This is a genomic window from Paraburkholderia sp. J94 (assembly GCF_905220285.1).
GTDB classification, from domain to species: domain Bacteria; phylum Pseudomonadota; class Gammaproteobacteria; order Burkholderiales; family Burkholderiaceae; genus Paraburkholderia; species Paraburkholderia tropica_A.
In genome coordinates this window covers 473,105-498,846 of sequence record NZ_CAJMZH010000005.1, presented here as the reverse complement: position 1 = coordinate 498,846, position 25,742 = coordinate 473,105, and the positions used below count along the sequence as shown (strand labels likewise).

General features: G+C 65.9%; 22 protein-coding genes and 1 riboswitch. Of the genes, 5 read left to right on the top strand and 17 right to left on the bottom strand.

Annotation, left to right across the window (positions count from 1 at the left end):
* Positions 1 to 121 precede the first annotated feature (121 nt).
* The 8 genes from U4Y88_RS13375 to U4Y88_RS13340 form a co-directional block, all read right to left on the bottom strand.
* Positions 122 to 1,393, bottom strand: a complete 1,272-nt coding sequence (locus U4Y88_RS13375) for a cyclopropane-fatty-acyl-phospholipid synthase family protein (protein WP_321784462.1) — start codon at positions 1,391 to 1,393, stop codon at positions 122 to 124.
* On the bottom strand, positions 1,390 to 2,247 hold the full coding sequence (locus U4Y88_RS13370) for a DUF1365 domain-containing protein (RefSeq protein WP_321784460.1): 858 nt from the start codon (positions 2,245 to 2,247) through the stop codon (positions 1,390 to 1,392). Before U4Y88_RS13370 ends, U4Y88_RS13375 begins: the two co-directional genes overlap by 4 nt.
* Positions 2,244 to 3,575, bottom strand: coding sequence for an NAD(P)/FAD-dependent oxidoreductase (locus U4Y88_RS13365; RefSeq protein WP_321784458.1), 1,332 nt, complete (start codon positions 3,573 to 3,575; stop codon positions 2,244 to 2,246). The genes U4Y88_RS13370 and U4Y88_RS13365 overlap by 4 nt, the downstream gene beginning before the upstream one ends.
* A 120-nt stretch (positions 3,576 to 3,695) precedes the next feature.
* Complete coding sequence (locus tag U4Y88_RS13360; RefSeq protein ID WP_321784456.1) at positions 3,696 to 4,313, bottom strand: lipocalin family protein; 618 nt, start codon at positions 4,311 to 4,313, stop codon at positions 3,696 to 3,698.
* A gap of 18 nt (positions 4,314 to 4,331) precedes the next feature.
* The gene (locus U4Y88_RS13355) at positions 4,332 to 5,447 is read right to left on the bottom strand and encodes a cyclopropane-fatty-acyl-phospholipid synthase family protein (RefSeq protein WP_321784453.1); all 1,116 of its coding nucleotides are present in this window, start codon (positions 5,445 to 5,447) and stop codon (positions 4,332 to 4,334) included.
* Positions 5,444 to 6,280 carry a DUF1295 domain-containing protein gene (locus U4Y88_RS13350; protein WP_321784451.1) on the bottom strand — a complete coding sequence of 279 codons (837 nt, stop codon included), beginning with the start codon at positions 6,278 to 6,280 and terminating at the stop codon, positions 5,444 to 5,446. Before U4Y88_RS13350 ends, U4Y88_RS13355 begins: the two co-directional genes overlap by 4 nt.
* A gap of 112 nt (positions 6,281 to 6,392) precedes the next feature.
* A complete protein-coding gene (locus U4Y88_RS13345; protein WP_321784449.1) occupies positions 6,393 to 7,145 on the bottom strand; it encodes an anti-sigma factor domain-containing protein in 753 nt (250 codons plus the stop codon).
* Positions 7,142 to 7,753, bottom strand: coding sequence for a sigma-70 family RNA polymerase sigma factor (locus tag U4Y88_RS13340; RefSeq protein ID WP_321784447.1), 612 nt, complete (start codon positions 7,751 to 7,753; stop codon positions 7,142 to 7,144). The genes U4Y88_RS13345 and U4Y88_RS13340 overlap by 4 nt, the downstream gene beginning before the upstream one ends.
* A gap of 424 nt (positions 7,754 to 8,177) precedes the next feature.
* Between U4Y88_RS13340 and U4Y88_RS13335 the strand changes: the two genes are divergently transcribed.
* A complete protein-coding gene (locus U4Y88_RS13335; RefSeq protein ID WP_321784445.1) occupies positions 8,178 to 9,359 on the top strand; it encodes a GGDEF domain-containing protein in 1,182 nt (393 codons plus the stop codon).
* Positions 9,360 to 9,508: 149 nt separating this feature from the next.
* On the opposite strand, the gene U4Y88_RS13330 is transcribed toward U4Y88_RS13335, so the two are convergent.
* The gene (locus U4Y88_RS13330) at positions 9,509 to 9,841 is read right to left on the bottom strand and encodes an H-NS family nucleoid-associated regulatory protein (protein WP_074981922.1); all 333 of its coding nucleotides are present in this window, start codon (positions 9,839 to 9,841) and stop codon (positions 9,509 to 9,511) included.
* Positions 9,842 to 10,120: 279 nt separating this feature from the next.
* On the bottom strand, positions 10,121 to 10,639 hold the full coding sequence (locus U4Y88_RS13325) for an ATP phosphoribosyltransferase regulatory subunit (RefSeq protein WP_321784443.1): 519 nt from the start codon (positions 10,637 to 10,639) through the stop codon (positions 10,121 to 10,123).
* A gap of 744 nt (positions 10,640 to 11,383) precedes the next feature.
* Between U4Y88_RS13325 and U4Y88_RS13320 the strand changes: the two genes are divergently transcribed.
* Positions 11,384 to 13,174, top strand: coding sequence for a methyl-accepting chemotaxis protein (locus U4Y88_RS13320; RefSeq protein ID WP_321784441.1), 1,791 nt, complete (start codon positions 11,384 to 11,386; stop codon positions 13,172 to 13,174).
* 16 nt (positions 13,175 to 13,190) lie between these two features.
* On the opposite strand, the gene U4Y88_RS13315 is transcribed toward U4Y88_RS13320, so the two are convergent.
* The 3 genes from U4Y88_RS13315 to U4Y88_RS13305 all read right to left on the bottom strand — a co-directional run bounded on the left by U4Y88_RS13315 (position 13,191) and on the right by U4Y88_RS13305 (position 16,243).
* Positions 13,191 to 13,997, bottom strand: a complete 807-nt coding sequence (locus U4Y88_RS13315; RefSeq protein WP_321784439.1) for a phosphodiesterase — start codon at positions 13,995 to 13,997, stop codon at positions 13,191 to 13,193.
* A 142-nt stretch (positions 13,998 to 14,139) separates the two neighbouring features.
* Complete coding sequence (locus U4Y88_RS13310) at positions 14,140 to 15,030, bottom strand: intradiol ring-cleavage dioxygenase (protein ID WP_321784437.1); 891 nt, start codon at positions 15,028 to 15,030, stop codon at positions 14,140 to 14,142.
* Between the two features lie 238 nt (positions 15,031 to 15,268).
* Positions 15,269 to 16,243: a helix-turn-helix domain-containing protein gene (locus tag U4Y88_RS13305; RefSeq protein ID WP_321784435.1), complete on the bottom strand. Its 975-nt coding sequence runs from the start codon at positions 16,241 to 16,243 to the stop codon at positions 15,269 to 15,271.
* Between the two features lie 200 nt (positions 16,244 to 16,443).
* Here U4Y88_RS13305 and U4Y88_RS13300 point away from each other — a divergent pair, with 200 nt between their 5' ends.
* A complete protein-coding gene (locus U4Y88_RS13300) occupies positions 16,444 to 17,220 on the top strand; it encodes an SDR family oxidoreductase (protein WP_321784433.1) in 777 nt (258 codons plus the stop codon).
* A 78-nt stretch (positions 17,221 to 17,298) separates the two neighbouring features.
* The gene (locus tag U4Y88_RS13295) at positions 17,299 to 18,837 is read left to right on the top strand and encodes an amino acid permease (RefSeq protein WP_224012601.1); all 1,539 of its coding nucleotides are present in this window, start codon (positions 17,299 to 17,301) and stop codon (positions 18,835 to 18,837) included.
* A gap of 45 nt (positions 18,838 to 18,882) precedes the next feature.
* On the opposite strand, the gene U4Y88_RS13290 is transcribed toward U4Y88_RS13295, so the two are convergent.
* From U4Y88_RS13290 to U4Y88_RS13275, 4 genes are read right to left on the bottom strand one after another with little or no spacing between them, the layout of a single operon-like run.
* Positions 18,883 to 19,911, bottom strand: a complete 1,029-nt coding sequence (locus U4Y88_RS13290; protein WP_321784536.1) for an iron ABC transporter permease — start codon at positions 19,909 to 19,911, stop codon at positions 18,883 to 18,885.
* A gap of 17 nt (positions 19,912 to 19,928) precedes the next feature.
* On the bottom strand, positions 19,929 to 20,933 hold the full coding sequence (locus tag U4Y88_RS13285; protein ID WP_321784431.1) for an ABC transporter substrate-binding protein: 1,005 nt from the start codon (positions 20,931 to 20,933) through the stop codon (positions 19,929 to 19,931).
* Entirely contained in the window at positions 20,930 to 21,736 is an 807-nt protein-coding gene (locus U4Y88_RS13280; protein ID WP_321784429.1) for an ABC transporter ATP-binding protein, read from the bottom strand. Before U4Y88_RS13280 ends, U4Y88_RS13285 begins: the two co-directional genes overlap by 4 nt.
* Positions 21,737 to 21,760: 24 nt before the next feature.
* A complete protein-coding gene (locus U4Y88_RS13275) occupies positions 21,761 to 23,962 on the bottom strand; it encodes a TonB-dependent receptor (RefSeq protein ID WP_321784427.1) in 2,202 nt (733 codons plus the stop codon).
* 279 nt (positions 23,963 to 24,241) lie between these two features.
* A riboswitch (adenosylcobalamin (AdoCbl) riboswitch) is annotated at positions 24,242 to 24,390 on the bottom strand.
* Positions 24,391 to 24,506: 116 nt separating this feature from the next.
* On the opposite strand from U4Y88_RS13275, the gene zigA reads away from it, so the two are divergent.
* Positions 24,507 to 25,742, top strand: a complete 1,236-nt coding sequence (zigA, locus tag U4Y88_RS13270) for a zinc metallochaperone GTPase ZigA (RefSeq protein WP_321784425.1) — start codon at positions 24,507 to 24,509, stop codon at positions 25,740 to 25,742.

Genomic DNA, 25,742 nt, shown 5'->3' with positions numbered 1-25,742 from the left:
ACGGGAGCGTCGGACTGTTGAGCGGGATGCCGGTTGAATGCGTGCGTGGCGCGGGGAAAATGCCCACAGCACCACGCACGCTTCAACCGGTCGATTCATGGTACCCGCGCCAATAAGCGTGTCAATGGGGATGTGCGCGGGGATGTGCGCGAGGATGTAAGTCGCGATCTACATCGGCTCGCTGCACGACGAAATGCATCACGTCCGTGCGTCCTTCTTCGAACGCGGCTTCGCAATAGGCGAAATAGAGCGTCCAGATACGAATGAAGGCATCGTCGAAACCGAGCGCGCGTATGGTGTCGAGACGGCTTTCGAAGCTTGCACGCCACAAGCGCAAGGTCTGCGCGTAATCGCGTCGGAATGCGAAGACGGCGCGCGCATCGAGTTGCGCCTGGTGTGCGGCCTGCACGAATTGCTGCGGACCCGGCAGCATGCCGCCCGGAAAAATCATCTCGCGGATAAAGTCGCTCGACGCGCGATAACGCTCGACATGCGCATCGTCGATGGTGATCGACTGCACTAGCGCTCGCGCGCCCGGTTTCAACAGACGCGAAAGCGTGTCGAAATACACCGGCCACCAGGCTTCGCCTACCGCTTCGAACATTTCGATCGAGACGATGGCATCGTACTGGCCGTCGGCTGTGCGAAGGTCGCGATAGTCGCGCAGATCGATCTCGACAAGATGCGCGAGGTTCGCCGCGCACACGCGCTCGCTGGCCCACGCGTGCTGTTCCTGCGAGATCGTCACGCCGCGCACGTGTATGCCTTGCCGCGCCGCATACAGCGCGAAGCCGCCCCAGCCGCAGCCGATTTCGAGCACGCGCATGCCGGGCGCGAGCGCCAGCGTGTCGATGATGCGCTGATACTTCGCGCACTGCGCCTGCGCGAGCGGACGGTGTGTGTCGTCGTCGAAGCAGGCGCTCGAATAGGTCATCGTTTCATCGAGCCAGCTCGCGTAGAACGCATTGCCCAGATCGTAATGCGCGTGGATATTGCGTCGGCTGCCCGCGCGCGTATTGCGGCGCAGCCGATGGCGCAGCGCATACCACGCGCGCGCGAGCGGCCCGCCGTGCACGGTCGTGGCGACGGCGTGTTCATTGCGGATCGCGAGCCGCATCAGCGCGGTGAGATCGGGCGCGTCGAGCCATTGCGCGCGCAACGCCTCGGCGAAGCCGATATCGCCCGCACGCAGGATCGCGCGGCAGGCGCGCCAATCGTGAATGCGCAGCGCGGCGGCGGGGGCGTCGCGCGCATCGCCGAATACCTGCTGTGCGCCATCGGGCGTCGTCAGCGTCAGATGGCCGTGACGGATCTTGCGCAGCAAGGCGAGAAAGAGACGGGCCGCAAGCGGCATCGGCGGATGCGCGGCCGTGGGCAGGCGGAGCAGCGTCATGAACGGGCCTCGTGATCGGTGGGGCGCAGCGGCGCGTGAGGTAGGGGCGCGGGCGGATGTTTGCCGAGAAACGGCACGCGTTTGAGCCAGAGGCGCAGCGCCTGCCAGTGAATCCGTAGCACGACGCCGGGCGTGAGGAGCGGCTGGCGCGCGAGCGCGCCAAACGCGCGGCGTGCGTCGAGCGGTTCGGCGCGCATGGCGATGGCCGTGCGCAGCAGCATGCCGAGACCATCGGCGTAGTCGATGGCGGTGACGAGCCGCGCGCCATGCTGGCGCACGCGAAACAGATAGTGGCCTTCGACGCGGCAAAACGGCGAGACGTGAAAGGTCTTGCAGCACTGCAGTTCGGTTGCGTCGCCAATCGGTGCGTGATCGGCGGCACTGAGCAGATAGCCGTGATGCGCGCCGAAGGTGTTGCGCACGTCGGCGTAGAGCGCGCGCAGGCGGCCCGCGCGGTCGTAGCAATACCAGAAGCTCACCGGATTGAACGCGTGGCCGAAAATGCGCGGCAGCGTTTGCAGCCAGATCGCGCCATCGGCGGGAATGCCCGCTTCGGCGAGGCGCGCGCGCATCCATGGCGCGAGCGCGCGGCCGTCGTGCGGGCCGTAGTCGCGTGCGTCGAGCGAGAACACGCGCCGGCGGTCGATGCCGAACCACCAGCGCCGCAGCGTATCGAGCCTGTCGAGATCGCAGCAGACCTGAAACAGCGGATACGCGAAAGCATGACGCGCGGGACGCAGGCGTTCGTGCACCACGCGGCCCGTGAGCAGATAGGCCGCGTGCGGTTCGTGTCCAGGCGGCGCTGCATGCGCGAACGGCGGCGCGCCCGGCGCGAGATCGGCGCGCGGACTCATGGCTGGCCCCACACCGGCATCACGCCGAAGTCGCGCGCCACGCGCAGCGCCGACTTCAGGCCGTCTTCGTGAAAGCCGTAGCCGGTCCATGCGCCCGCGAACCACGTCGCGCGCCGTCCCTGCAAGTCGGGCAGGCGCTGTTGCGCGTCGATGGCCGCGAGATCGAGCAGCGGATGATCGTAGACGTAGCGGCCGAGCACGGCATGCGGCGCGGGTTCGCTCACCGGATTGAGCGTGACCACGACGGGCGTGCGAAACGGCAGCGGCTGCAACTGGTTGATGAGGTAGCTCACGCAGACGGGCTGCGTGTCGTCGGGGTCGTCGTCACCGTTTTCACGCTGCGCCGACGCGCGGCTCAGGTAATTCCACGCCGACCACACACGGCGGCGGCGCGGCAGCAGCGCCGCGTCGGTGTGCAGCAGCGCGAGGTTGCGTTGATAACGCACGGCGCCGAGCACGTCGCGTTCGGCGTCGTCGGGATCGGCGAGCAGGGCCAGCGTGGTGGGCGCATGGCTCGCGAGCACGACGGCGTCGAAGCGTTCCGCGCCCGCGTCATCGGTCGAGATCGTCACGCCCGCACCCGCCGTATCGCGGCGCACGGCGCGCACGGGCGTGTTCAGGCGCACGTCGTCGAGCGTGGCGAGCAGGCGCGTGACGTACTCGCGCGAGCCGCCCGCCACGGTTTGCCACGGCGGCCGGTCGTTCACTTGCAGCAAGGCGTGATTGAGGCAGAAGCGCAGGAAAGTCGCGGCCGGAAAACGCAGCACGTCGCGCGCGGCGCTCGACCAGATCGCGGCGGCCATCGGCAACAGATAGTGATGCTGGAACGGCGCGCCGTATCCGCCCGCCGTCAGCAGTTCGCCCACCGAAAGACGCTCGCGACGCGCCGCTTCGAGATGACGTTCGGCGGCGGCGTTGAAGCGCAGGATGTCGCGCAGCATGCCGATGAACGTCGGCGAAAACAGGTTGCGGCGCTGTGCGAACACGGTGTTCAGATTCGTGCCCGCCCATTCGAGCGCGCCGCCGTCCACCGACACCGAAAACGACATATCGCTGCGATGAACGCGCACGCCGAGTTCCGCGAACAGCGCCACGAGGTTCGGATAGGTGCGCTCGTTGAACACCAGAAAGCCGGTGTCGACGGGATGACGCATGCCGTCGAGCGCGACGTCGACGGTATGCGCGTGGCCGCCCGCCGTCGCGGCCGCCTCGAATAGCGTGACGCGATGGCGGCGCGCGAGCAGCCACGCGCTCGCCAGCCCGGCGATCCCGGCGCCGACGACGGCCACGCGACGGCCCGGCGGCAAGGCGGTGAGGGCGGGTTCCATGTTGTTGTTCTCCCTGATTCGTGCGTTGTCGTCATGGAATCGGTTGCTGCGGGTTGTAGCGATCAGCAGGCTTCCTTATGTGCAGATACGGACGGCGTGCTCGTGTGGATGCACGCTACGCTAGGGCGAAGCGAAACCCGGCTGGCCCAGTTGCGCGGGAAACTGCGGCACGCGTCGAAAGCGCGTGCTGTCGTAGCCCATTGCGTCGAGGCGCACGAGCAGCGCGTGGTAGGTCGCGTCGTCCATCTCGGGGTCGCGCGAGAAAATCCAGCCGAGCGACTTGCCCGGATAACCGAGGATCGTCACGCGGTAGTCAGGATCGACGTAGAGCGTGAGCTGCGTGACGTGGATCGGCCAGAACACGCGCACGCGCCAGCGCCCGCCGCCGCTGCCGGGCACGACCGCATCGACGAAGCGGTAATGCTTTTCGGGCGCGTCGAAACCGCCTTTGCGGCCGATGAAGGCGTCGTCGATGCGGCCGTCGGCGCGCAGCGTCCACTCGGCGCGGCTCGCCACGAAACCGCGTTCTGCGAAGTACGGAATGTTGGCGATCACGTACCAGCGGCCCATGTAGCGCGGCAGGTCGACGCTCACCGGTTCGAGCGGCTGGCCGGCGCGCGGATTCGGATTGGGCGGCCCGTTCGTGCAGCCGCCGAGCGCGATGAACAGGACGAGCGACACCGGCGCGAAGCACGCCGCGCGCCGCACGCATCGCCCGAAATCGCGGAGGGAAAGCATCGTCCGCACCTCACGCGTTCACGCGGGCCGCGCCGCGCGCTTGCGCAGCAGATAGTGCGCGACGCCCCACTCCTGGCCGCGCGCATAACCGAACAGTTCGGCCACGGCCAGATAGAACATGCGCCAGCGCTGGAACGCGAGACGCGCGTCGCCGCTCGCGTCCAGCAGCGGCAGCGCCTGGCCGCGCGCGGCATCGAGCGCGGCGAGCCACTGGTTCGCGGTGCGCGCGTAATGCGTACCGTCGATCCACCATTGCCGCGTCACGCGCAGATCGTCCTGAAAACGCAGCAGCAGATGCGCCGAGGGCATCGTGCCGCCCGTGAAGAAATGCCGGGACATCCAGTCACTGCCGTCGCGCACCTCGAAGTGATAGGCGAGCAGCCGATGCGCGAACAGATGCACGAAGAGATGGCCGTCGTCGTCGAGCCAGCGCGCGATCTTCGCGAGCAGCAGGCCGTAGTGCTTCATGTGCTCGAACATCTCGATCGACAGCACGCGGTCGAAACGCGCTTCGCCGGGCGCGAACTCGAAACTCGCGACATCGCCGGTCACGATGCGCAGATTCGCGAGTCCCAGCTCGTTGGCGCGGCGCTCGATGAACGCGCGCTGCCCGTGCGAATTCGACAGCCCGACAATGCTCGCACGCGGATAGCGTTGCGCGAGCCAGAGCGTGAGCGCGCCCCAGCCGCAGCCGAGGTCGAGGATGCGCTGACCGTCGGCAAGTCCTGCACGATCCGCGTAGAGCGCGAGCATGGCGTCCTCGGCCTGGGCGAGCGTTTCGTCGCCGCGCGGATAGTAGCCGCACGAATACTTCATGCGCGGCCCGAGATGCGCCGCGAAGAACGCGCCCGGAATTTCGTAGTGCTGCGCGTTGGCGGCCTGCGTGTCGATGGCGATCGGGCTCGCTCGCAGTTCGTCGATCAGCGTTTCGAACGCTTCGGCGCGACGCGTGCCGTCGTGTGCGTGTTCGTCGGCGAGACGGCGGCGCAGCAGCGCGCGCATGCCTGCGCGGATCAACGCGTCGGGCAGCCAGCCGCGCTCGCACAGGCGGATCGCGAGCGAGGCATCGTAGGGGCTCGACGCGGTCGTCGGCGTGTCGTGCGAATCCTGTAGCGGCGGAACGGTGACGGTCATGGTCGCGGGCTCCTCGAAGGGCGATGGGGGTCGGCGTCGGCATCGGTGTCGGCGTGAGCGTGCCGCGGCGGCCACGGGATGAACGCGTGCGTGGTCGCCATGTACTCGCGATACCCGGCGCGCGTCTCTACAAGCCGCGCTTCGAGCAGCGGCACGCCGGAGAGTTTGAGCAGCAGCCACGCCATCGCGAACGGCGGCACGAGCGTCGCCCAACCCCAGGGCTGGCCGATCGACCAGACCGTGTAGGCGCACCAGTGCAGCGACTCGAAGAAGTAATTCGGATGGCGCGAGTAACGCCACCAGCCGCGCCTGCAAACCTGGCCGCGCTGGGCGGGATCGGCGAGATGGCTGTGCAACTGACGATCGGCGGCGGCTTCGCCCGCGAGCGCCGCAAAGCCGATGCACAAGGCGATGACGATGGCTGGAATCGAGGGTGTGTGCGTCTGCCAGGCGGGCACGAAGAAGGCGATCGACAGCAGCAGCGAGATCACCGCCTGTAGCATGAAGAAGCCGAGCATGCGGCGCGGCGCGTGCCGGCCCCAGCGCGCGCGCAGCGCGGCATAGCGCGGGTCTTCCGGGCCGTGATGATTGCGCCGCCAGAGATGCGCGCCGAGACGCAAGCCCCACACGCCGCCGCCGAACGCGACGGCCACGCGGTTCAGCGGCGCGCCGGGTCCGGCGAGCGCGGCGAAGACGGCAACGGCGCCGAGCGTCAGCGCCCAGACCGGGTCGATCATGCCCGCGTTGCCGGTGCGCAATTGCACGAGCCAGACGATGCCGAACGCGACGACGAGCGCGCCAAACGCGGCAAGAACGGCGATGGTGATCGGCATGGCGACTCCGTGAGGAGGCAGATGCCGGGAGATACGGGCGGGCGCGGCGTTCGGATGCAGCGAAATCGTCTCGACCGACGATATCGCCGCGCCGATTCGCGCGAAGCAGGCTTCAGGCCGTGCTGTGCATCGCGCCGGTGGCGACGACCGGGCCGGTCGGCTGGCCCGTCGGCGAGCCGCCGGGCGGCTCGATCGAGACGGCCAGCACGGCGCGCGCGCTGAGCTTCGCGATCACGCTGGCGGGCAGGTTCATATGCGCGGGCGCATCGGGCGGGAACACGCCGAGCGCGACCGGCTTTTCGCCGGGCGGGATCAGCCAGAGTTCGGTGGCGCGGCCGGCGGGCACGGTCGGCTTCACGGCGGGCACGACGACCATTTCGCTGCGGCGCAGATCGACGGTGGCGGTCCAGTGGGCGATGCCGTCGGGGCGCGCGATCGTCGCGACCATATAGGCGCCGCCGGGCGCGACGGCCACCGGCGCCGGGCCTGCCGCCTCGCGTATCTCGCGCAGCACGATCACGTTGACCAGTGCGAGCGCGAGCGTCGCGACGCTCGCACCGATGCCCACGAAGCGCCAGACGCGCAAGCTGTTCCACCACGGGCCCGCGCTTTGCGGCGGCGTGATCCGCGGCGGCAGGAAGCCGAGATCGCGCTCGATGCGGGTCCACACACGCGCGGGCACGGCGAGCGGACGCAGCTCCTCCGCGAGCGGCGCGAGTCGGCGCTGCCAGCGCTCGATGGCGGCGAGCAGGACGGGATCGGTTTCGGCGGCGAGTTCGAGCGCGCGCCGCTCGTTCGCGTCGAGCACGCCGAGCGCGTATTCGGCGCCGCGCAGGTCGGGATCGGGATCGGCGGGCGTGCTCATGCTTCAAGACACGATTTGAGTTGCATGAGGCTGCGCCGGATCCAGCTTTTCAGCGTGCCGAGCGGCACGCTCAGACGCTCCGCCAGTTCGCTATACGTCGCGCCGCTGAAAAACGCCTCGCGGACCGCGCCGCGCTGCGTGGGCTCCAGTTGCCCCATGCAGCGTTCGAGCCGCTGGCGTTGTTCGCTGGCTTCGGCGTGGGCGGCGGGCGTGGGATCGTCGTCGGCGATGGCGTGCGCGACGGCGTCGTCGAGCGGACTTTCGCGATGCTGGCGCAGGCGGTCGATCGCGCGGTTGCGCGCGAGCGTCACGAGCCAGGTCATCGCGCCGCCGCGTGCGGCGTCGAACGTATCGGCGCGCCGCCATGCGGTCGTGAAGACATCCTGGAGCAGATCCTCGGCTTCGGCGCGGTCGTGGACCATGCGCACGAGCACGGCGAAGACATGGCCGGAGGCGAGCCGGTAAAGCTCGGCGAAGGCGCCCTGCTCGCCTCGCGCCGTGGCGTCGAGCAACTGGTTCAGACGCGCGCGCCGCGCCGCGTCGGACGCCTCGGCGTGTGCGGATGGCGAGGCTGCGTTGTCGTCGATGCCGCCGGACGGATCACTCATGCGAGGAGGGCGCGTTGGCGCACCCGCTGGAGGACATGGGCCCGAATATAGCATCGACGGCCCGAGGCGCGGCGGCGGGCGGCGCGGATAACATGCGATGCGGAAGGCGGCTGGCGTCATGGGCGTGAAGCGAAGCGTTTCACGATATACGGATGCGCTCGCGCGGCGGACGCGTATCGGCGCGCGGATTTCCCCGCGTTCGCGCAGGCGGTGGCGCGAATGGATCCGCATGGCTTCGATCGGCGCGTTTTCAGGCGAGACGTGCGATACGATAGGCATCGCGAATCGGGGCGCCATGCGTTGCCGCGCGGGTTTTAAATAGCTTTTAAACAGTTTTCGATTGCCTTTCGCGATCCGGCGTAACACGTCGTTTTCCCTGATCGCTTTTTTCCTCTGATTATTATCGCCGCCAGAATCCGTTCCCATGCCCAGCGCTTTCGCTCTATTGGCGATCCTGATCGTTTCGTGCCTGATGAGCGTGGCCGTGCTGGGCTCGCTCGTGCGCACGGCGGTGCCGGGCGTGGGCCGCTGGTGCGTGGGTTATGCGCTGCTCGGCGCAGCGGCGACGTGGATTCTGATCGTCGGCGCAAAGGCCGGCGCGATCACGATCGTGGGCGTGAGTTCGCTGACGCTGGGCGCGGTGCTCGTGCTCTTGCAGGGCACGCGGCAGTTCTTCGATGTGCCGCCTGTGCGCCGCGACGAATGTGTGGCGCTCATCGTGGCTGTGGCCGCGCTGCTGTACTTCACGTGCGTCTCGCCCAGCGCGACCGCGCGCGGCGTGATTGTCTCGCTCGGCTTCGTTTATGGGCGCATCGTGGTGGGCGTCATCGCGCTGCGCCATGCCTCGCGTGACGGTGCGATCTACGCTTGCCGTCTGATCGCGGCGGCGGCGTGGCTCGGCGCGCTGGTTTATCTCGCGCGTATCTTCGCGATCGTGCTGGGGCTTGCGCCGACGCTGACGTTTCTGCAACCGTCGCCCTGGAATGTCGCGCTGCTCGGACTCGCAATTGTCTCGTTGCCTTGCATGTCGACGGGCATGGTGATGCTCGCGCACGAACGCATTTTGCGCAGAATGGAAAAGCTGGCCACCATCGACGAATTGACGGGCGCGCTCACGCGCCGCGCATTCATGGAAAGGGCGCAGGCGTTGCTCGCGCACCGACGCGCGAGCGGCGGCACGATGGCGATCGCCATTCTCGACATCGACAAGTTCAAGACGGTCAACGACAGCTTCGGCCACGCGGTGGGCGACCGGCTGCTTGCGCATATTGCGTCGATCGTCGCGGCGCAGATACGCCCGTGCGATCTGTTCGGGCGCTTGGGCGGCGAGGAATTCGCGGTCGCGTTCGTCAATGTCACGAGACGCGAGGCGGAGGCGTCGACTCATGCGTTGAGAGTGGCCGTCGAACGTCCGTCCGCGGATGGCGTCTGCTGCACGCTTAGCGCGGGCGTGGGCGATATCCGCGCGGACGAAAGTCTGGGCAGCGCCATGGCGCGCGTGGACGCCGCGCTTTACGCCGCGAAGGCGGCGGGTCGTAATCGCGTGATGGCGGCATCGGAGTCGGCGCTAATCCGGGAAAACGATTATCTGGCCGAATCGCATTGAATTGTTTTGATTCACGCTGAATGGCGGATTAATCGGCGCCCGGCGCAATGGCGATCGGTTTCAGATTGGCAAGACGTGACTCGGCGCGTGCGGAGCGCTGGCTCGCACGGGGTGCCTCTCGTTGCGCGGATTGCTCGAATTACGGTTATTTACAGGCGTTCGGCGCTGACCGTCGCCAGGCGGCTGCCGGCGAAGGGGTCGTTGGCCCAGTCGACGCGAGGGCGCGGCGCTTCAGCGCGTTCTTCGGGTTTGCGAATGGCGAAATGCTCCAGCGCCTGTCCGGCACTAGTCACTTGTACGAGCCATTGCGGCATTTCACCCTGACCGTCCCAGGTGTCGCCCGCTGCGTTTTGATAACGCGCGGCGCGAATTCGAAGCTGATCGGCAGCAATCGAGGCCGCGATGTCGTCCGGCTCGATGCCGAACTCTTCCATTCTGCGGCGAAGGTAAGCAACGATGCTTTCCCGTTTACGTTCATCCACGTTTAAAAACTCCTTCATGCGAGGGGCTGTGCTGCACTTTACAGGTCGCAAATCGCATGCCGCAACGATAGCACGGCTGCGCGCCCCGGGTGGGGGATGCACGCAGCATTTTTCAAAAAGCGGGATCCGGCGCGCGCGAAGGAGAAAATCGACTCGCCAACTTGTCGATTTGCCGGTTTGCGCGCGCACACATTACTTTAAGACGATTGCCAGCCGGATGCGTTTTATTCGTGCACGGAATCCCGTACTGATTCGCGCATCCGACTTACCGACTCGATTTTACACTTCCGGCCGTGCCGACATCGCAAGCCACAGCCGTTCGAGACCGATGCCGAAGCCCGCGCCTTCACGATACGCACCGCCGCCCGCGATCTGCTGCTGGGCGCCGAGCGCCGCGCAGCGCATTTCAAAACCCTGACCGCCGAGGTAATAGCTCAATCCCCGTCGAGCGGCGCAATCGAGATCATATCGGACACCCAATGAATCGAGAAACCCCGTCGCGATTTCGACGCTGCATGCCGCCGCGCGTTCGGGTTCCGCGCACAGATATTCGAAGCCGAGTTGCGTGAATTCGCGGTATCGCCCGGCTTGTGGCCGCTCGTACCGGTAACAGCGCGCGACGTAAAACAGCATGCGCTCGCTCGCGCCGCCGAGCAGCGTGTCCGCCTGCTCCTGGAACAGCGCGGTGGCCTCCGGGATCAGGCAGCACGCTCGTCCTGATTTATCGGCGAACGTCCACATTTGCTGAAGAATTTCACTGCCGCCGGCTTTCTCGACAAAGGTGTCTTGCGACCACAACGCCGGGACGATGGCCTCTTCCGCGCCACGATCAATGAAGGTAGCTCCGAAAGCGGTTCTCGAGCGAGCGCAAGGCGGCGGCCTGCTGGCCGGTGACGAAACGGGTTCCGCGAAGCATAGTCATGTTTCTCTCCGTAGACAATAAAAAAGGCGCCGTTTGGCGCCCTGGTTCCTGTTGCCCGAAGCCGACGGCGGCTTCAGTGCGATGGACGTAACGAACCCCGGCGCAATGGATGGCGACCGTGATGGTGATGAAGCTCGACGGGTTCGATACGGAATTCCATGTTCTCGATAATGACACAGCGGATTGCGTCTGTGAATCAGATCGGTGAAAGCGCATGGGTGAAACGTATCGGCGGATATCGTACGCGACGCGCGCCCACTTTCTGTTACCAGCGATTACTTCCAGATTTATTCCTGCGCCAATCCGCAATAATCCGGCAATATTTCCCGATTCGCGCGATAGAAATTAAAAGATGCCTGCGGGCGGCATTTTTATTTAGAGTCAGCATTCCATGCGCTAAATAGACCTCATAGAAAAATTCAATATTCCGCTAACGTTTGCGCGTTGATTTCACGTGGTTTTTCGCTTCTGTTTATTCGCTGTCACTCAGTAGAATCCTATGCTCGGCGCATAGGTCTGCCGGGGGCGCAGACGCATACCGATCCGTTGCGTGAATTGGGCATCGTAAAAAGCGACCGTCCGCATTATTTGCCCCTTCATTGAAATGGAAACCAGAAAATATGAATGTGAATCGATTGTCGGTGAAGGCAAAGCTCACGGGCGCCTTCGGTATTTTGACCTTCACCGTTTTGATCGTTTCCGCGTTGTCGCTGAGCGAGTTGAATGCCGCGAATAACCGCTTCGCGGGCTACGTCAGCGGGATCGACGCGCGCGCCACGGCGGCGGTCGCGGTCCGCACGGCGGTCGACGATCGCGCGATGGCCGTGCGCAACCTGGTGCTGGTCACCACGCCCGCCGACATCGCGATCGAAAAGGCTGCCGTCGACGATGCCGAACGCCGCGTCGAGGCCAATCTCGACAAATTCAACGCGCTGGTCGCGAGCGCGACCGACATGAGCGAGCAAGGCCGCAGTCTCGCCGCCGAACTGCCGCGCATCGAAGCGCTGTATCGACCCGTCGCGCTGGATATCGACCGGCTGGCGCTCGACAATCAGCGCGACGCCGCGATTGCGGAAATCGACACGAAATGCCGCCCCTTGCTCTCCGCGCTGATCAAGGCGTCGAACGATTTCGCCGACTTCACGCAGCAACACGCGGCGCAACAGGTCGAGGAATCGGCGCGGCAATTCGCGCGGCAACGCGCGCTGCTGATCGCGATCTGCGTCGCGGCCGTGGCGATGGCGGTGCTGGCGGGCGTGCTCATCACGCGTGGGCTGTTGCGCGCGCTCGGCGCCGAACCGGGCGAACTCGGCGACATCACGCAGCGGGTGGCGGGTGGCGATCTGCGTCCGGTGCCGGGGGCGCAGCGCGCGCCCGCGGGCAGCGTGCTCGCGTCGATGGGCGAGATGCAGGCGAGCCTCGTGCGCCTGATCGGGCAGGTCCGCACGTCCGCGAACAGCATCGGCACGGGCGCGACGCAGATCGCCTCGGGCAACGTCGAGCTGTCGTCGCGCACGGAACAGCAGGCGGCGTCGCTGGAGGAAACCGCCGCGAGCATGGAGGAACTGACTTCGACGGTGAAGCAGAACGCCGATAACGCCCAGCAGGCGAGTGCGCTGTCGGCCAATGCGTCGGAGGTGGCGGGGCGCGGCAATCAGGTGGTCGGTCAGGTGGTCGAGACGATGGGCGAGATCAGCACAAGCTCCGCGCGGATCGCCGATATCACCGGCATCATCGAAGGCATCGCGTTTCAGACCAATATTCTCGCGCTGAACGCGGCGGTGGAAGCGGCCCGCGCGGGCGAGCAGGGGCGCGGTTTCGCGGTGGTCGCAAGCGAAGTGCGCAGCCTCGCGCAGCGCTCGTCGAGCGCGGCGAAGGAGATCAAGGAGCTCATCAACGCGTCGGTGCAGAAGATTCAGGACGGCTCCACGCTGGCCGACGAGGCGGGCAAGACGATGGCGGAGGTCACGCAGGCCGTCGCGCATGTGACCGACATCATGGGCGAAATCGCGGCGGCGTCGAGCGAGCAGAGCCGCGGCATCGAGCAGGTCAATCAGGCGATCACGCAGATGGACGAAGTCACGCAGCAGAACGCGGCGCTGGTGGAGGAAGCGGCGGCCGCGTCGAAATCGCTTGAGGATCAGGGCCGCCAGTTGAATCAGGCGATTGCGTTTTTCCACCTCGATTCCGGGGCGGCGTTTCATGCGGACGCTGAGCGGGCTGTGGCTGTTGCGCCAACTGTGTCGGCGAATGTGTCGGCGAATGTATCCGCGCGCGTGCCTGTGAATGTGTCCGCGAGTGCGCCGCTGCGTGCGCCCGCCGCGCGGCCTGCGATTCGCAAAAGCGCTGCAAGCGCGAAACCTGCTCCTGCTCCCGCCCTCATCGACGACGACGGCTGGGACACGTTCTAAGCGCGTCGCGTGAAAATCAGGCGAACGGCATCGGCCCCTCGAATCGCCCGATGTAGCACAGATGCGAAACCGCGCTGCCTTCGCCATCGTCATCGCTCCAACGATGCAGCATGAACGCGGGCGGTTCGAGAAAGGAAGCGGGGTCCGCGTCGGCTTTGAGTCGCAGTGCGATTTGCGTGGTCGTGCTCGGGCAGGTCAGAACCGGCACGCTGCCAAGACGCGTGTGCATCGAGCGATGCACGTGCCCCGCGACGATGCGATCGACATTCGCATGGCGCGCGACGAGATCGCGCAAGGGCCGCACGTCGGCCATGCCGTAGAGGTCGAGATAGGGAATGCCGGTCGCGAACGGCGGATGATGCATCGCGATCATGACGCGCCGGTGCGCGTTCGCGATGAGTTCGCGTTCGAGCCAGTCGAGCGACGCCGGACTCAATTCGCCATGGTGCAAACCGGGCACCGTCGAATCCAGCGCGAGCAGACGAATCGAACCCACGTCGATGCCGAAATGCAATTCGCCTTCGCGCGGCAGCCACGTTTGATCGGTAAAAGCCGCGCGCAGATTCTCGCGATGATCGTGATTGCCCGGCATGACCGCATACGACAACCGCAGCGGCGCGAGCAGATCGCGCAGCATCGCGTATTCGGCGGGCCTGCCTTCGTCGGTCAGATCGCCGGTGATCAGCACGAAATCGGGCGCGGGATCGAGACGATTGAGCGCGCCGACTGCATCGGCGAACATCGCGTTCGAATCGACTAGATCCTGATAGCGCTCGCCGCGCGGCCGCACATGAATATCCGAAATCTGCGCAATGACGCTCACGGATTCCTCCCGCATGATTAGCCAGTACGTGTTTAAAACACCGGCAACGAAACGAGATTAAGCGACCAAAAAAATCCTTGCGCTTATTGGCCGCTATTGGCCGTTTTTCATCATGCGAGGAGAGCTAAACGTAAACGACGCGTCAGCGCGGCGGCGGACCGAAGCTCGGCTCGACCGGTTGCGGCGTGGCATCGGGATCGACGACCGCTTCCACGCGCGCGTGCAAATGCTTGAGGCGGCCATCGGCGGTGAACGGATCCACGCTGGCGAGCATGGTCGAGCCGTGTTGATCGGTGAACACCGCGTCCTCGCGCTGCGTCGTGCGGCGGATGTCGTGCGCGCGATACGGATCGAGTTGCATCAACTGCACCATCAACGCTTCGGGCAGAAACAACTGGCCGACATGCGAGACGTGCGTGCCTTGCGCGTGCTGCGCGTCGGGCGTACGGACCTTGAAGTGAATGTGATTCGTGCGCCCCGGATACACGCCCGGCACGATGGTCTCGAACCTCACCACGCCGGTGCGATCGGTGTGCTGCATGCCGCGCAGGAAGGTCAGGTGATCGGTGGGACGCGGCGCTGGCGGCGGGCCGGGCGGATGGCCCGGCGCACCGGGAAACTGTCCCGGCGGCAGAGCGGGTGGATGACCCGGCTGACCCGGCGGCTGACCGGCAAGCGCGCCGTCCGGCGGCATGCCGAACGGCATTCCCGCAGGCGGACGGCCGTGCGCGCCCGACGCGAAATCGGGCGGCGGCGGCATGGCCGCCATTTTCGTGTAGCCGGAATAGATGCCCATCGCGTCGCATTGCCAGACGTCGACGGCCGCGCCCACGAGCGGCGCGCAGCTTCGCTTGTCGGTGAGCACGATATCGAGCGTCAGCGGCACACCGGGCTTGCCTTCGCGGATGTCGCTGCGCATCAGCGCGCCGTCGATCCAGTAAGGACCGACTTCCTGTTCGGGCGTCAGTTGGCAGGGCGCGGGGTTGGCGAGGGCGAGGGAACGCGTGTCGAGGACCGAAACGGTGGTGCCCACGGCGATGCTCAGTTTGATGAATTCTCGTCGTGACAGGCGTGATGTCATTGGCGTGCTGCAAGGTGCGGAATCTCCGCACTCTATCGGAGCGACGCAGCATCGCGATTACATCGGCTATTACGTTTTGTTGCTGATTCTTGCTGGCCGAAAGTTTCTGCCTGAGCGTGAGTTCGTTGCGAACGCATCGAATCGGCGCGACATGAAAAACACTCCGACCCTCGCACTGCTAAACCCGCTTTTATACCCGATGCCTGCGCCACGTCTCACTCGGCAACTCGCCGAACTGCTCGCGATATTCGCTGGCGAAATTGCCGAAATGCCAGAATCCCCAGCGGGTGGCGACCTCGGTCACCGTGGCGGCGTGCACGAGTTCCTTGCGCACGCGGGCGAGCCGCACCGCGCGCATATACGCGAGCGGACTGATGCCCGTGGTTTCTTCGAACGCATATTGCAGCGTGCGTCGGCTCGCGTGCATGCGCGCGCAAAGCTCGGCGACGGAGAGCGGACAATCGGGCGATCCTTCGACAATCTCGCGCACGCTGCGCACCAGTTGCCAGCTTCGCGCGATGCGGGCTTCGCCGCGTTCGTGCTGGGCGAGATCCGGGAAATCGTTGAGCGTTTCACTCAGGCCGAAAATAATGGCCTTTTCCAGCGCCATGACGCTTACGCGGTCTTTAAGCAAACGCGGCGCGCGGACCACGTCGTCGAGCAGCACGCTCAGCACGTCGCGGAATCGCTGTAGCCGCGCCGGCGCGATATTCACCACGCCCGCTTTCGCGCCGATGCGCGCGATGATCGATTCCAGTTGCGCGCGCGTGGCGAGATCCGTCACGGCGGCCGGTTCCATTTCGAGGTTGACGAACACGTGGCGGTCGGGCGAGAGAAACTCGAAGCCGTCCCGGCCGGAAAACACGTGCAGCGCGTCGAGATGGCTCGTTTGCCCCGACAGCAGCGCGTGCCCTTCGAGCTGAAACGGAATGCCCAGCGCGAATTTATGACCGACCACGTCGCCGCGCTGATAGACCGTCCGGTTCAGCCGCTCGACCAGCACTTTCACGCCGCCCGCCATGAACGAGGTGACCGAACCGTTGAACGTGCCGCGCGAAAGCTGGCAATAGCTCTGGTTCCATGCGTCGAGCAGCGCCGCCTGTTCGTCGACGCTGTGACAGTTCCGAAACTGGATGGCCTCGTTCGGCGAGTAGCCCGCTTCCATGAAGTCTCCCGGGACGGCCTCGGCCGGCCGCCGCAAAGTGGCGATCGACCGGACGGCGCCTGTGCGTCGCAGCAAGGGCGCTGCCGATCTTCGCGATTCCTGATTTTTACGGCAATTTTATTTTTTTGCCAAATTTGGATAGTGGCCGATTTTCGGTGCACCTAACTTGTGCGTACCGTGAATACGCATAGGAGCCGGGAATGACTGAAAGGGCAGGAAAGCTGGCGGGCAAGGTGGCGATCGTGTCGGGCGGGGCGACGGGCGCGGGCGGCGCGGCGTCGCTGCTGTTCCATCGCGAAGGCGCGCGCGTGGCCGTGGTGGACGTCAATCGCGGCGCGGGCGAGGAAATCGTCGCGCGCATCCGCGCCGAAGGCGGCGTGGCCGAACTGTTCGTGGCCGACGTCTCGCAGCGCGCCGCGGTGGATGCCGCCGTGGCGGGCGTGGTCGAGCGCTTCGGCCGCATCGACACGCTGTTCAATCACGCGGGCAGCATCGTCGTGAAGCCGTTTCTCGACACCAGCGACGACGACTACGACTGGCTCATGAACGTGAACGTGAAAAGCATGTTCATGATGACGCGCGCGGTGCTGCCCCATATGCTCGAAGCGGGCAAGGGCTCGATCGTCTGCACGGCCTCGATCTCGTCGGTCGCCGCCACGCCGCTCGAAGTGCTGTATTGCACGACCAAGGGGGCGTGCGCGATGTTCGCGCGCGCGATTGCCGTGGAGTATCGCGATCGCGGCATCCGCTGCAACGCGGTGTGTCCGGGCTTCATCAACACGCCGCACGGCCAGCGCGAAATCAGCGCGCTCGCGCAATATGGTTTCGACGCCAGCGAAGCGGCGCTGTCGCTTCAGCAGGGCCGGCTGTGCAAACCCGAAGAAGTGGCGCAGGCCGCGCTGTTCCTCGCCAGCGACGACGCGAGTTTCATCAACGGCGCGCATCTGTTTGTCGATAACTGTTTTACAGCTGCTTGATACGGATTGCTGATACGGAATCCTGATTAAAGCATCACAAGTTCGACGTTTCCACCACCTCGCTCGAAGGATCGTCATATGGACGCGAATGCAATCGAACCGGCGGCCGAATCCGCCGATCATGATGTCTCGCTGTTGCACAAGATGGGCTACGCGCAGGAACTCTCGCGCCGCATGGGCGCGTTCTCCAACTTCGCGGTGTCGTTTTCGCTGATCTGCATTCTGTCTGGCGGCATTACGTCGTTCCAGATGGGATTCTCGGCAGCGGGCGGCGCGTCGATCGGACTCGGCTGGCCGCTCGGCTCGCTGTTCGCACTCGTCGTGGCGGCGGCGATGGCGCAGATCGCCTCGTCGTACCCGACGGCGGGCGGGCTTTATCACTGGGGCTCGATACTCGGCGGCAAGACCTGGGGCTGGCTCACCGCGTGGCTGAATTTGCTGGGCCTGGTGTTCGTGGTCGCCGCGATCAATTACGGCACGTACGATCCGTTCTTCCGCACGCTGATTGCGCCGATGTTCGGCGTGAATCCCGACTCGCTCGGCTGGTGGGATCAGACGATTTTCCTCACGCTGATTACGGCCTCGCAGGCGTTTCTGAATCATCGCGGCATTCGTATCACGAGCAAGATCACCGATCTGTCCGGCTACCTGATTTTCGTCGTGACAGTCGTGCTCGTGGTGTCGCTGCTCGCGTATTCGCCGGTGAAAGTGGACCTCTCGCGCCTCTACACGTTCACGAATTTCACGGGCACCGACGGCAGCGCGTGGCCGAAGCAGACGATCGCGATGGCGTTCCTCTCCGGCCTGCTGCTGACCGCTTATACGATCACGGGTTTCGATGCGTCCGCGCATACGTCGGAGGAAACGCACCAGGCGGCGCGTAACGTGCCGCGCGGGATCGTCGGTTCGGTGTTCTGGTCGACGACGTTTGGCTACGTGATGGTCTGCGCGTTCGTGCTCGTCATGCCGAGTCTCGGCGCGGCGGTCAAACAGGGCACCGGCTTTTTCCAGGCGATCCTCGCGCCGATTCCGACGCCGTTGCGCATCACCATCGAACTGCTGATGTTCTTCATCAATTACGCGTGCGGGCTCGCTGCGGTAACGTCGACCTCGCGCATGATGTTCGCGTTCGCACGTGACGGCGGATTGCCGGGATCGAAGTGGCTGCGCAAGGTGAATCCCGCGCATCGTACGCCGGGCGCGGCGATCTGGACCTCGGCCGTGCTCGCGATTGCCGCGACGCTGTATGGCGACGCCTTCACGGTGCTCAGCGCGGGCAGCGCGGTGTTTCTGTTCGTCTCGTATGCGATGCCGATTGCCGCCGGTATTTTTGCCGAAGGCCGCACGTGGACCGAGAAAGGGCCGTTTCAACTGGGCAAATTGTCGAAGCCGTTTGCGATTGCAGCGGTGGGCGGCGCGCTGATTCTCGCGTATGTCGGCATTCAGCCGCCGAACGAGAAAGTGCTCTATCTGATTGTTTCCCTGCTGCTCGTGCTGCTCGCGATCTGGTATGTGGGCGGCGTGCGCAATCGCTTCTCGGGTCCGCCGATTGCGAAAAATTCGAGCGAGCGCGAGCGGGAATTGAATCTCGCGGAACGCGAGATCGGCGCTAAATAAAGTGTGAGTTCAAGACGCATCGCCAAGTCGATTTGGCGATGCGTTTCACTTTCCGCGCCCAATCAGCAGCACAAAAAACGCCCCGCCGAACAAACCCGTCACCACGCCGATCGGTAGATCGTCGGGCGCGATCAACGTGCGCGCGGCCACGTCGGCCCACACCAGCAGCAACGCGCCCACGAGCGCCGAGGCGGGCAGCACGCGCGCATGATCGGCGCCGACGAGCCGTCGCGCGATATGCGGTGCCACCAGCCCGACGAAGCCAATCGCGCCGCTCACGGCCACCATGCCCGCCGTCAGCAGCGAACAGACGACGAACAGTTCGCGGCGCACGCGCGCGACGTTCAGGCCGAGCGTGGCGGCCACTACGTCGCCGCTCATCAGCGCATTGAGTTCGCGGCGGCGCGCGATCAACAGCAGCAGTCCGCAGGCGACAAACGCGGCGGGCAGCGCGAGCAGATTCCATCGTGCGAGGCCGAGTCCGCCGAGCGTCCAGAACAGCACCGAGGCCGCCGCGCGCTGATCGCCCACATAGAGCAGCAGATTCGCGAGCGCCATCAGCACGAAGGAAATCGCGACGCCTGCGAGCAGGAGACGCTGCGCATCGAGCCGCGCGCCGCGTGTGCCGCAGCCGATCACGAGCGCCGTGGCCGCGAGCGCGCCGACGAACGCGCACGCGGGCAAGGTCAGCGCGCCCCATGCCGCGCCGAGCCAGAGCGTTGCCGCGACCGCGCCGACGCTCGCGCCCGCGCTCACGCCGAGCAGATGCGGATCGGCGAGACGGTTCGACGTGGCGGCTTGCAGGACCGCGCCGGCCAGCGCGAGCGCGGCCCCGACCAGCGCGCCCAGCAGCACGCGCGGCAAGCGGATTTGCCAGGCGATGTCGTCGATCATCGTGTTGATATGCGCGCCGCCCGCGAGGTGCGCCGCGATCGCGCGCATGACGTCGCCGGGCGCGATGCGCGCGGGTCCGAAGCCCACGGCCAGCACGACCGACACCGCGAGCGCGCACGCGAGCAACACGATCGACGTGAACGGCAGCGCGCGCGACAACGTGAAGGGCGGCGCGCCCATGCGCGAGCGACGCGTGCTCATGGCACGCCTCGTTGTGCCGCGTCGGCATGCGAGAAAAATGATTCGGGATGCAAACTATGTGCAAGCGTCTCGACGGCCTTCGCGTTGCGCACGCCCGGCGTCGCCGCATCGTAGGGCACCACGATAAAGCGCTTTTCGCGAATCGCCGCGACGTTTGCGAGCGCGGGCAGCCCGAGCAGAAACGCCTCCTTCTGCGCGGCCGTCACCGCACCGTAATCGACGATGACGATCACCTGCGGATCGCGCGCGACCACGCTTTCCCAGCTCACCTGGGTCCAGCTTTGCGCGACGTCGTCCATCACGTTGCGGCCTCCGGCAGCGCGGATCAGCGCCGTGGGCATCGCGAGCGCGCCCGCCGTGAAAGGCTTGTCCTCGCCGCTGTCGTAGACGAAGACGCGCGGCGGCGTGTGCGGCCTGGCGTTCAGCACGCGGCTCACCTCGGCGACACTCGATTGCATCGACGCGATCAGCGTCTGCGCGCGTGCATCGACATCGAAAATCGCGCCGAGATTGCGCAAGTCGTTATACACATCGTCGAGCGATGCGGCCGGGCGCGGCATCACGTGCGAGCACGATTCGGTGAGTTCATACGTGGCGATATTGAAGCGAGCGAGTGTCTGCGGCGTGATCGGACCGCCCACGCGCATGCCGTAATTCCAGCCCGCGACGTAAAGATCGGCGTGCGCGGCGGCGAGCGTTTCGAGCGACGGATAGCGCCGCGCGAGTTCGGGCAGGCCGAGCAGCGCGGCCTGCAACGCGGGGTCCGCCGTCTTCCAGCCGCTGATGCCCGTATAGCCCGCCATGCGCGTGCGCAGGCCGAGCGCGAGCATCATCTCCGTGAGGTTGACGTCGTTGCTCACGGCGCGCGCGGGCGCGTGCGTGAACGTGACATCGCGATTGCAGCTGCGCACCGTGACGGGATAATGGTCCGCGTGCGCGGCGGCGCTCGCGCACGCGAGCAGCAGCGCCAAGCAGGCGCCGCGCCATCGATTCATCTTCATGCGTTCGACTCCGAATGAGGGGTAATGAGCGTCACGCGCGGACCGCCCGTGACCGGATGACGATCGACGATCGCATCGACGCCGTACACGCGCTTGAGCAGCGCTTCGGTCAGCACGTGTTCCGGCGTGCCGCGCGCGACGATCTCGCCCGCGTCGATCACGAACAGGCGGTCGCAGAACGCGGCGGCGAGATTGAGGTCGTGGATCGTCGCGAGCGTCGTGATGCGCTGGCGCTTCACGAGTGCGAGCAGGTCGATCTGATGGCGCGGATCGAGATGATTGGTCGGTTCGTCGAGCATCAGCACGCGCGGCGCCTGCACGAGCGCGCGCGCGAGCAGCGCGCGTTGGCGCTCGCCGCCCGAGAGCGTCGCGAAGGGGCGTTCGCGCGCGTCGGGGAGGCCCACGTCGAGCAGGGCGCGTTCGACGCGTGCGCGGTCGTCCGCGGTTTCGCCCGCGAGCGCGCGTTGATGCGGCGTGCGTCCCATCGCCACCACTTCCGCGACGCTCAGGCCGAAATCGTCGGGCGCATCCTGCAAAAGCACTGCAATGCGCTGAGCGCTCCAGCGCGCGTTGTGTGCCCAGACGTCGTCGCCGTCGAGCGTGATCGCGCCGCGTTGCGGCTTCGCGTAACGGAACGCGCAGCGCAGCAGGCTCGTCTTGCCGCTGCCGTTCGGCCCGATCAGCCCGACGAATTCGCCCGGCTTCACGTCGATGTCGATGGCGTGCAGCAGCGCACGCGCGCTGCGTTCGCCACGTTCATCGTGCGGCGACCAGTCGAGGCCGTCGATCTGCAATAGCGTCATGATTCGGCATCCTGATGAAATGAATCAGAAACGCATCGTGGCCGTGACCCAGCCCGAGCGCGGCGCGCCGAGCAGCCATTCGCCGCCGTCGTTCTGCGTCGTCACGGCGTAGGTGCGGCTCGTGAGATTGCGCAGATAGAGCGCGAGCGTGAGATTGCGCGTGGCGCGCCACGAAGCCGATGCGTCGATCAGCGTGTAGCTCGGAATCGACACGGTGTTCGCCGTATCGCCGTAACGGCGGCCCACGTAATGCACGCCCGCGCCCGCGCGCCAACCCGGCACGAACGCCCAGTCGAGCCACACGTTCGCGGTCTGCTCGGGAATGTTGTACGGCACATTGCCCGCGCGCGACACGCTCTGGCCGTTCACGCTTTCGTTGAAGTCGTCGTAACGCGCGCGCAGGAACGAGGCGTTCGCGTCGATCGACCAGCCGCCGCCCAGTTGCAGCGCGCCCGTCCATTCCACGCCGCGCGACGACTGCTTGCCGACCTGCTGCGTGAGATCGGGATTCGACGGATCGGTGGTCAGCAGATCGCGCTTGACGATCTGATAGAACGCGAGCGTCCACGACGCGCGGCCGCCCCACAATTGCTGCTTGACGCCCGCTTCCCACTGCTCGCCGTTCGCGAGCGTGAAGTTACTGCTCGACTGCGAGAGCGTGACGAGCGAGCCCACGCCCTCGGCGCCCGTGGTGTATTGCGCGTAGAACGAGAGGTCCGGCGTGAGCGAGAACACGAGGCCGGTGCGCCAGCCCGTGTGCGCGAAGGTGCGATCGAACGACGACGCGGGACCGCTGACCGTGGCAAAAGTATCGCGGTGATAGTCGATGTGGTCGTAGCGCAGGCCCGCGACCCAGGCGAGGCGATCGGTCAATTCGAGGCGGTTTTCCGCGTATACGGACGCCTGGCGCGTGCTGGTGCGAAATTGCGGCACGGTCGGATCGGGGCTCGAAAACACGCCCGGATCGAAGCCGGATTGGGGCACGATCGACGAACCGTCATAGGGAGAATTACTGGTGTCGAGAAACGAAATCGCGTTGAAATCCGCGCCCACGACGAGTCGGTCCTGACGACCGAGCACGCGGCCGTCGAAGGTCGCGTCGAGCGTATCGCCGATCTGCCGTTCGTGATGCAGGATTTCGAGGTAGTCGCTGCGCAGCACGTTGCCGTCGCCCATCAGCGTGTAGCTTTCGCTGTCGCGCCAGTGGCGGTTCGTGAGCAGATAGTAAAGCTGGTTGCGCACGATGATGCCGCGCGCCGCGCGCCATTGCGTGTTCAGGCGCGTCCACTGGTCGTAATACGCGATCGACGCATTGCCGACGTTGTAGTTCTGGCGTTCGAGCGCGGGATCGAGTTGCCCGTCCGTCACCGGCACGCCGAAATAGCGCGCGGGCAGTTGACGCCCGTAGTCGTAATCGAGCGTGAACGAGAGACGCGGATTCACGTCCAGACGCAGCGCGCCGCCGAGCGCGGTCGTGTGCGATTCGCCGCGCGGCAGCCAGCCGTTGTTGCGGTCGTCGGCGAGATAGAAGCGGTAGGACAGCATCGGGCCGAGCGCGCCGGTCGTGTCGAGCGCCACGCGCTTTTCTCCGTAGCTGCCCGCGCCGAGCTGGATCGTCGTGGCGTAGTCGCGTTGCGGCGCTTTCGGCACGACGTTGATGACGCCGCCGATGCCGCCTTCGCCGTAGAGCACTGAGGCCGGGCCGCGCAGCACTTCGATGCGTTCCGCCGACCACGTGTCGAACGGGAACGACACGGTGCCCGCGCCCGCGTACATGCGCAGGCCGTCGTAAAGTGTGGTGACCGATTCGGGGCCGCTGAAGCCGCGCACGGAGAGCGAGGTGCCGCCGTTGCCGGGCGCGGCGTCGGTGGCGAAACCGGCGGCGCGCGTGACGGCCTGGGTCACGTTGTTGTCGCCGCGCTCGGTGAGTTGCGCGCTGCCGATGGCTTCGACGCTCGCGGGCGTGTCGAGGCTGGAGAGGCCGAGGCGGCTGCCGGTGGTGAGCGGCGTCGCGAGATCGGGTTTGCCGGATGCGGCCTTCGTGGCGGACGCGGCGTTCACGCGCACGGCGGGCAGCGTGGCGTTTGACGATGGTGTGCTGGCGTCGGGGGACGAAGCGGTCTCGCCGTCCGCGAAAGCGTGAGCCGCGTGGGCGAGGCACGAGCAGGCGAAGGCGCCGCGCACGGCGAAGCGCCGCGCGCTGGAAAGCGGTGTGGATACGTCCATTCTTGTTCGGTGCGGTGTTGTTATGCGAGGCGTGCGAGGCGCGAGCGCGCACACAGGCCCGCGTCGAAGCGATCGACGCGAAAGCGAAAAACAAAAAACAGAAAGCGGAGGCGCTGAGCCTGGCGGATCTAGGCGATGCCGATGCCGACGCGCGATACCGCGCGACACGTGCAACACGTGCAACACGTGCAACACGTGCAACACGCGAGCGAATGGACGCTTGAGACGAGGGACGAGCGGCGAGCGAGCGCGCGCCGCGAGACGGCCGGTGCAGTCATGCTGATTTCTCCAGGGGTTTCGCGCCCCGAAAGTACGGTTGATGAGTGCCGATGCCCAGGTCTGACTTTCGGCGCGAAGGCCGATCACAGTGGCGCGACCGTGCTGGATTTGCACCAGCTTCCGGGCATGACGAAACGGAATTGTAAGCCACGCGGCCCGCCCGTTGACCTGTTTCCTTCGTTGCCCGTTTTGTCTGCGATGTTATAACATAACACTCAATAAGACGGACACCCCGTTTCCCCACACTCGTCGAAGGAGTCATCCGATGGATTCACGCTTGCCGGTTACCGTGCTGTCCGGCTTTCTGGGCGCGGGCAAGACCACGCTGCTCAACCACATCCTGAACAACCGCGAAGGGCGGCGCGTCGCGGTCATCGTCAACGACATGAGCGAGGTGAACATCGACGCGGCGCTCGTGCGCAACGGCGGCGCGGAACTCTCGCGCACCGACGAAAAGCTCGTCGAGATGAGCAATGGCTGCATCTGCTGCACGCTGCGCGAGGACCTGCTGCTCGAAGTGAACCGGCTCGCGCGCGAAGGGCGTTTCGATCAGCTCGTGATCGAATCGACGGGGATTTCGGAGCCGCTGCCGGTGGCCGAAACCTTCACGTTCGCGGACGAAAGCGGCCAGAGTCTTTCGGACGTCGCGCGTCTGGACACGATGGTCACGGTGGTCGATGCGTTCAATTTCCTGCGCGATTACGGCTCGCAGGACAGCCTGCAGGCGCGCGGCGAATCGCTCGGCGACGAGGACACGCGCACGGTCGTCGATCTGCTGATCGAACAGATCGAGTTCTGCGATGCGATCGTGCTCAACAAGGTCGATCTGATCGACGACGCGGCGCTCGAACGGCTCATGGCGATCCTGCAGCGGCTCAATGCGCGCGCGCGCATCGAGGTCGCGGAGTTCGGCCGCGTGCCGCTTGACCGCGTGCTCGATACGCGCCTGTTCGATTTCGAGGAAGCGTCGAAAGCGCCGGGCTGGCTCGCGGAATTGCGCGGCGAGCACACGCCGGAGACCGAGGCATACGGCATCGCGAGCTTCGTGTGGCGCGCGCGACGGCCGCTGCATCCGCAGCGTTTCTGGGCGCTGATCAATTCCGAGTGGCCGGGCGTGGTGCGCTCGAAGGGCTTCTTCTGGCTCGCGAGCCGGCCGACGCACGCGGCGTCGTGGTCGCAGGCGGGCGCGGTGTGCCGTCACGGCATGGCCGGTTTGTGGTGGGCCGCGGTGCCGAAGCATCGCTGGCCGACCGACGCGGAATCGCTCGAATTCATCGAAGGAAACTGGGACGCGCATGTCGGCGACGCGCGCCAGGAACTCGTGCTGATCGGCATGGAGATGGACGAAGCAGGCTTGCGCGCGCGGCTCGACGCCTGTTTGCTCAGCGACGCCGAAATGGCCGAGGGGCCGCAGGCGTGGATCGCGTATAGCGATCCGTTTCCCGCGTGGGACGACGGCGCGGAGGACGAAGCGCGCGACGCCCACGAAGTGCAGGGATAA

Excerpts from the sequence above, each read along its gene's own strand:
- U4Y88_RS13375 (WP_321784462.1), bottom strand. The coding sequence starts at position 1,393 with ATGACGCTGCTCCGCCTGCCCACGGCCGCGCATCCGCCGATGCCGCTT.
- U4Y88_RS13370 (WP_321784460.1), bottom strand. The coding sequence starts at position 2,247 with ATGAGTCCGCGCGCCGATCTCGCGCCGGGCGCGCCGCCGTTCGCGCAT.
- U4Y88_RS13365 (WP_321784458.1), bottom strand. The coding sequence starts at position 3,575 with ATGGAACCCGCCCTCACCGCCTTGCCGCCGGGCCGTCGCGTGGCCGTC.
- U4Y88_RS13360 (WP_321784456.1), bottom strand. The coding sequence starts at position 4,313 with ATGCTTTCCCTCCGCGATTTCGGGCGATGCGTGCGGCGCGCGGCGTGC.
- U4Y88_RS13355 (WP_321784453.1), bottom strand. The coding sequence starts at position 5,447 with ATGACCGTCACCGTTCCGCCGCTACAGGATTCGCACGACACGCCGACG.
- U4Y88_RS13350 (WP_321784451.1), bottom strand. The coding sequence starts at position 6,280 with ATGCCGATCACCATCGCCGTTCTTGCCGCGTTTGGCGCGCTCGTCGTC.
- U4Y88_RS13345 (WP_321784449.1), bottom strand. The coding sequence starts at position 7,145 with ATGAGCACGCCCGCCGATCCCGATCCCGACCTGCGCGGCGCCGAATAC.
- U4Y88_RS13340 (WP_321784447.1), bottom strand. The coding sequence starts at position 7,753 with ATGAGTGATCCGTCCGGCGGCATCGACGACAACGCAGCCTCGCCATCC.
- U4Y88_RS13335 (WP_321784445.1), top strand. The coding sequence starts at position 8,178 with ATGCCCAGCGCTTTCGCTCTATTGGCGATCCTGATCGTTTCGTGCCTG.
- U4Y88_RS13320 (WP_321784441.1), top strand. The coding sequence starts at position 11,384 with ATGAATGTGAATCGATTGTCGGTGAAGGCAAAGCTCACGGGCGCCTTC.
- U4Y88_RS13305 (WP_321784435.1), bottom strand. The coding sequence starts at position 16,243 with ATGGAAGCGGGCTACTCGCCGAACGAGGCCATCCAGTTTCGGAACTGT.
- U4Y88_RS13300 (WP_321784433.1), top strand. The coding sequence starts at position 16,444 with ATGACTGAAAGGGCAGGAAAGCTGGCGGGCAAGGTGGCGATCGTGTCG.
- U4Y88_RS13295 (WP_224012601.1), top strand. The coding sequence starts at position 17,299 with ATGGACGCGAATGCAATCGAACCGGCGGCCGAATCCGCCGATCATGAT.
- U4Y88_RS13290 (WP_321784536.1), bottom strand. The coding sequence starts at position 19,911 with ATGGGCGCGCCGCCCTTCACGTTGTCGCGCGCGCTGCCGTTCACGTCG.
- U4Y88_RS13285 (WP_321784431.1), bottom strand. The coding sequence starts at position 20,933 with ATGAAGATGAATCGATGGCGCGGCGCCTGCTTGGCGCTGCTGCTCGCG.
- U4Y88_RS13280 (WP_321784429.1), bottom strand. The coding sequence starts at position 21,736 with ATGACGCTATTGCAGATCGACGGCCTCGACTGGTCGCCGCACGATGAA.
- U4Y88_RS13275 (WP_321784427.1), bottom strand. The coding sequence starts at position 23,962 with ATGGACGTATCCACACCGCTTTCCAGCGCGCGGCGCTTCGCCGTGCGC.
- zigA (WP_321784425.1), top strand. The coding sequence starts at position 24,507 with ATGGATTCACGCTTGCCGGTTACCGTGCTGTCCGGCTTTCTGGGCGCG.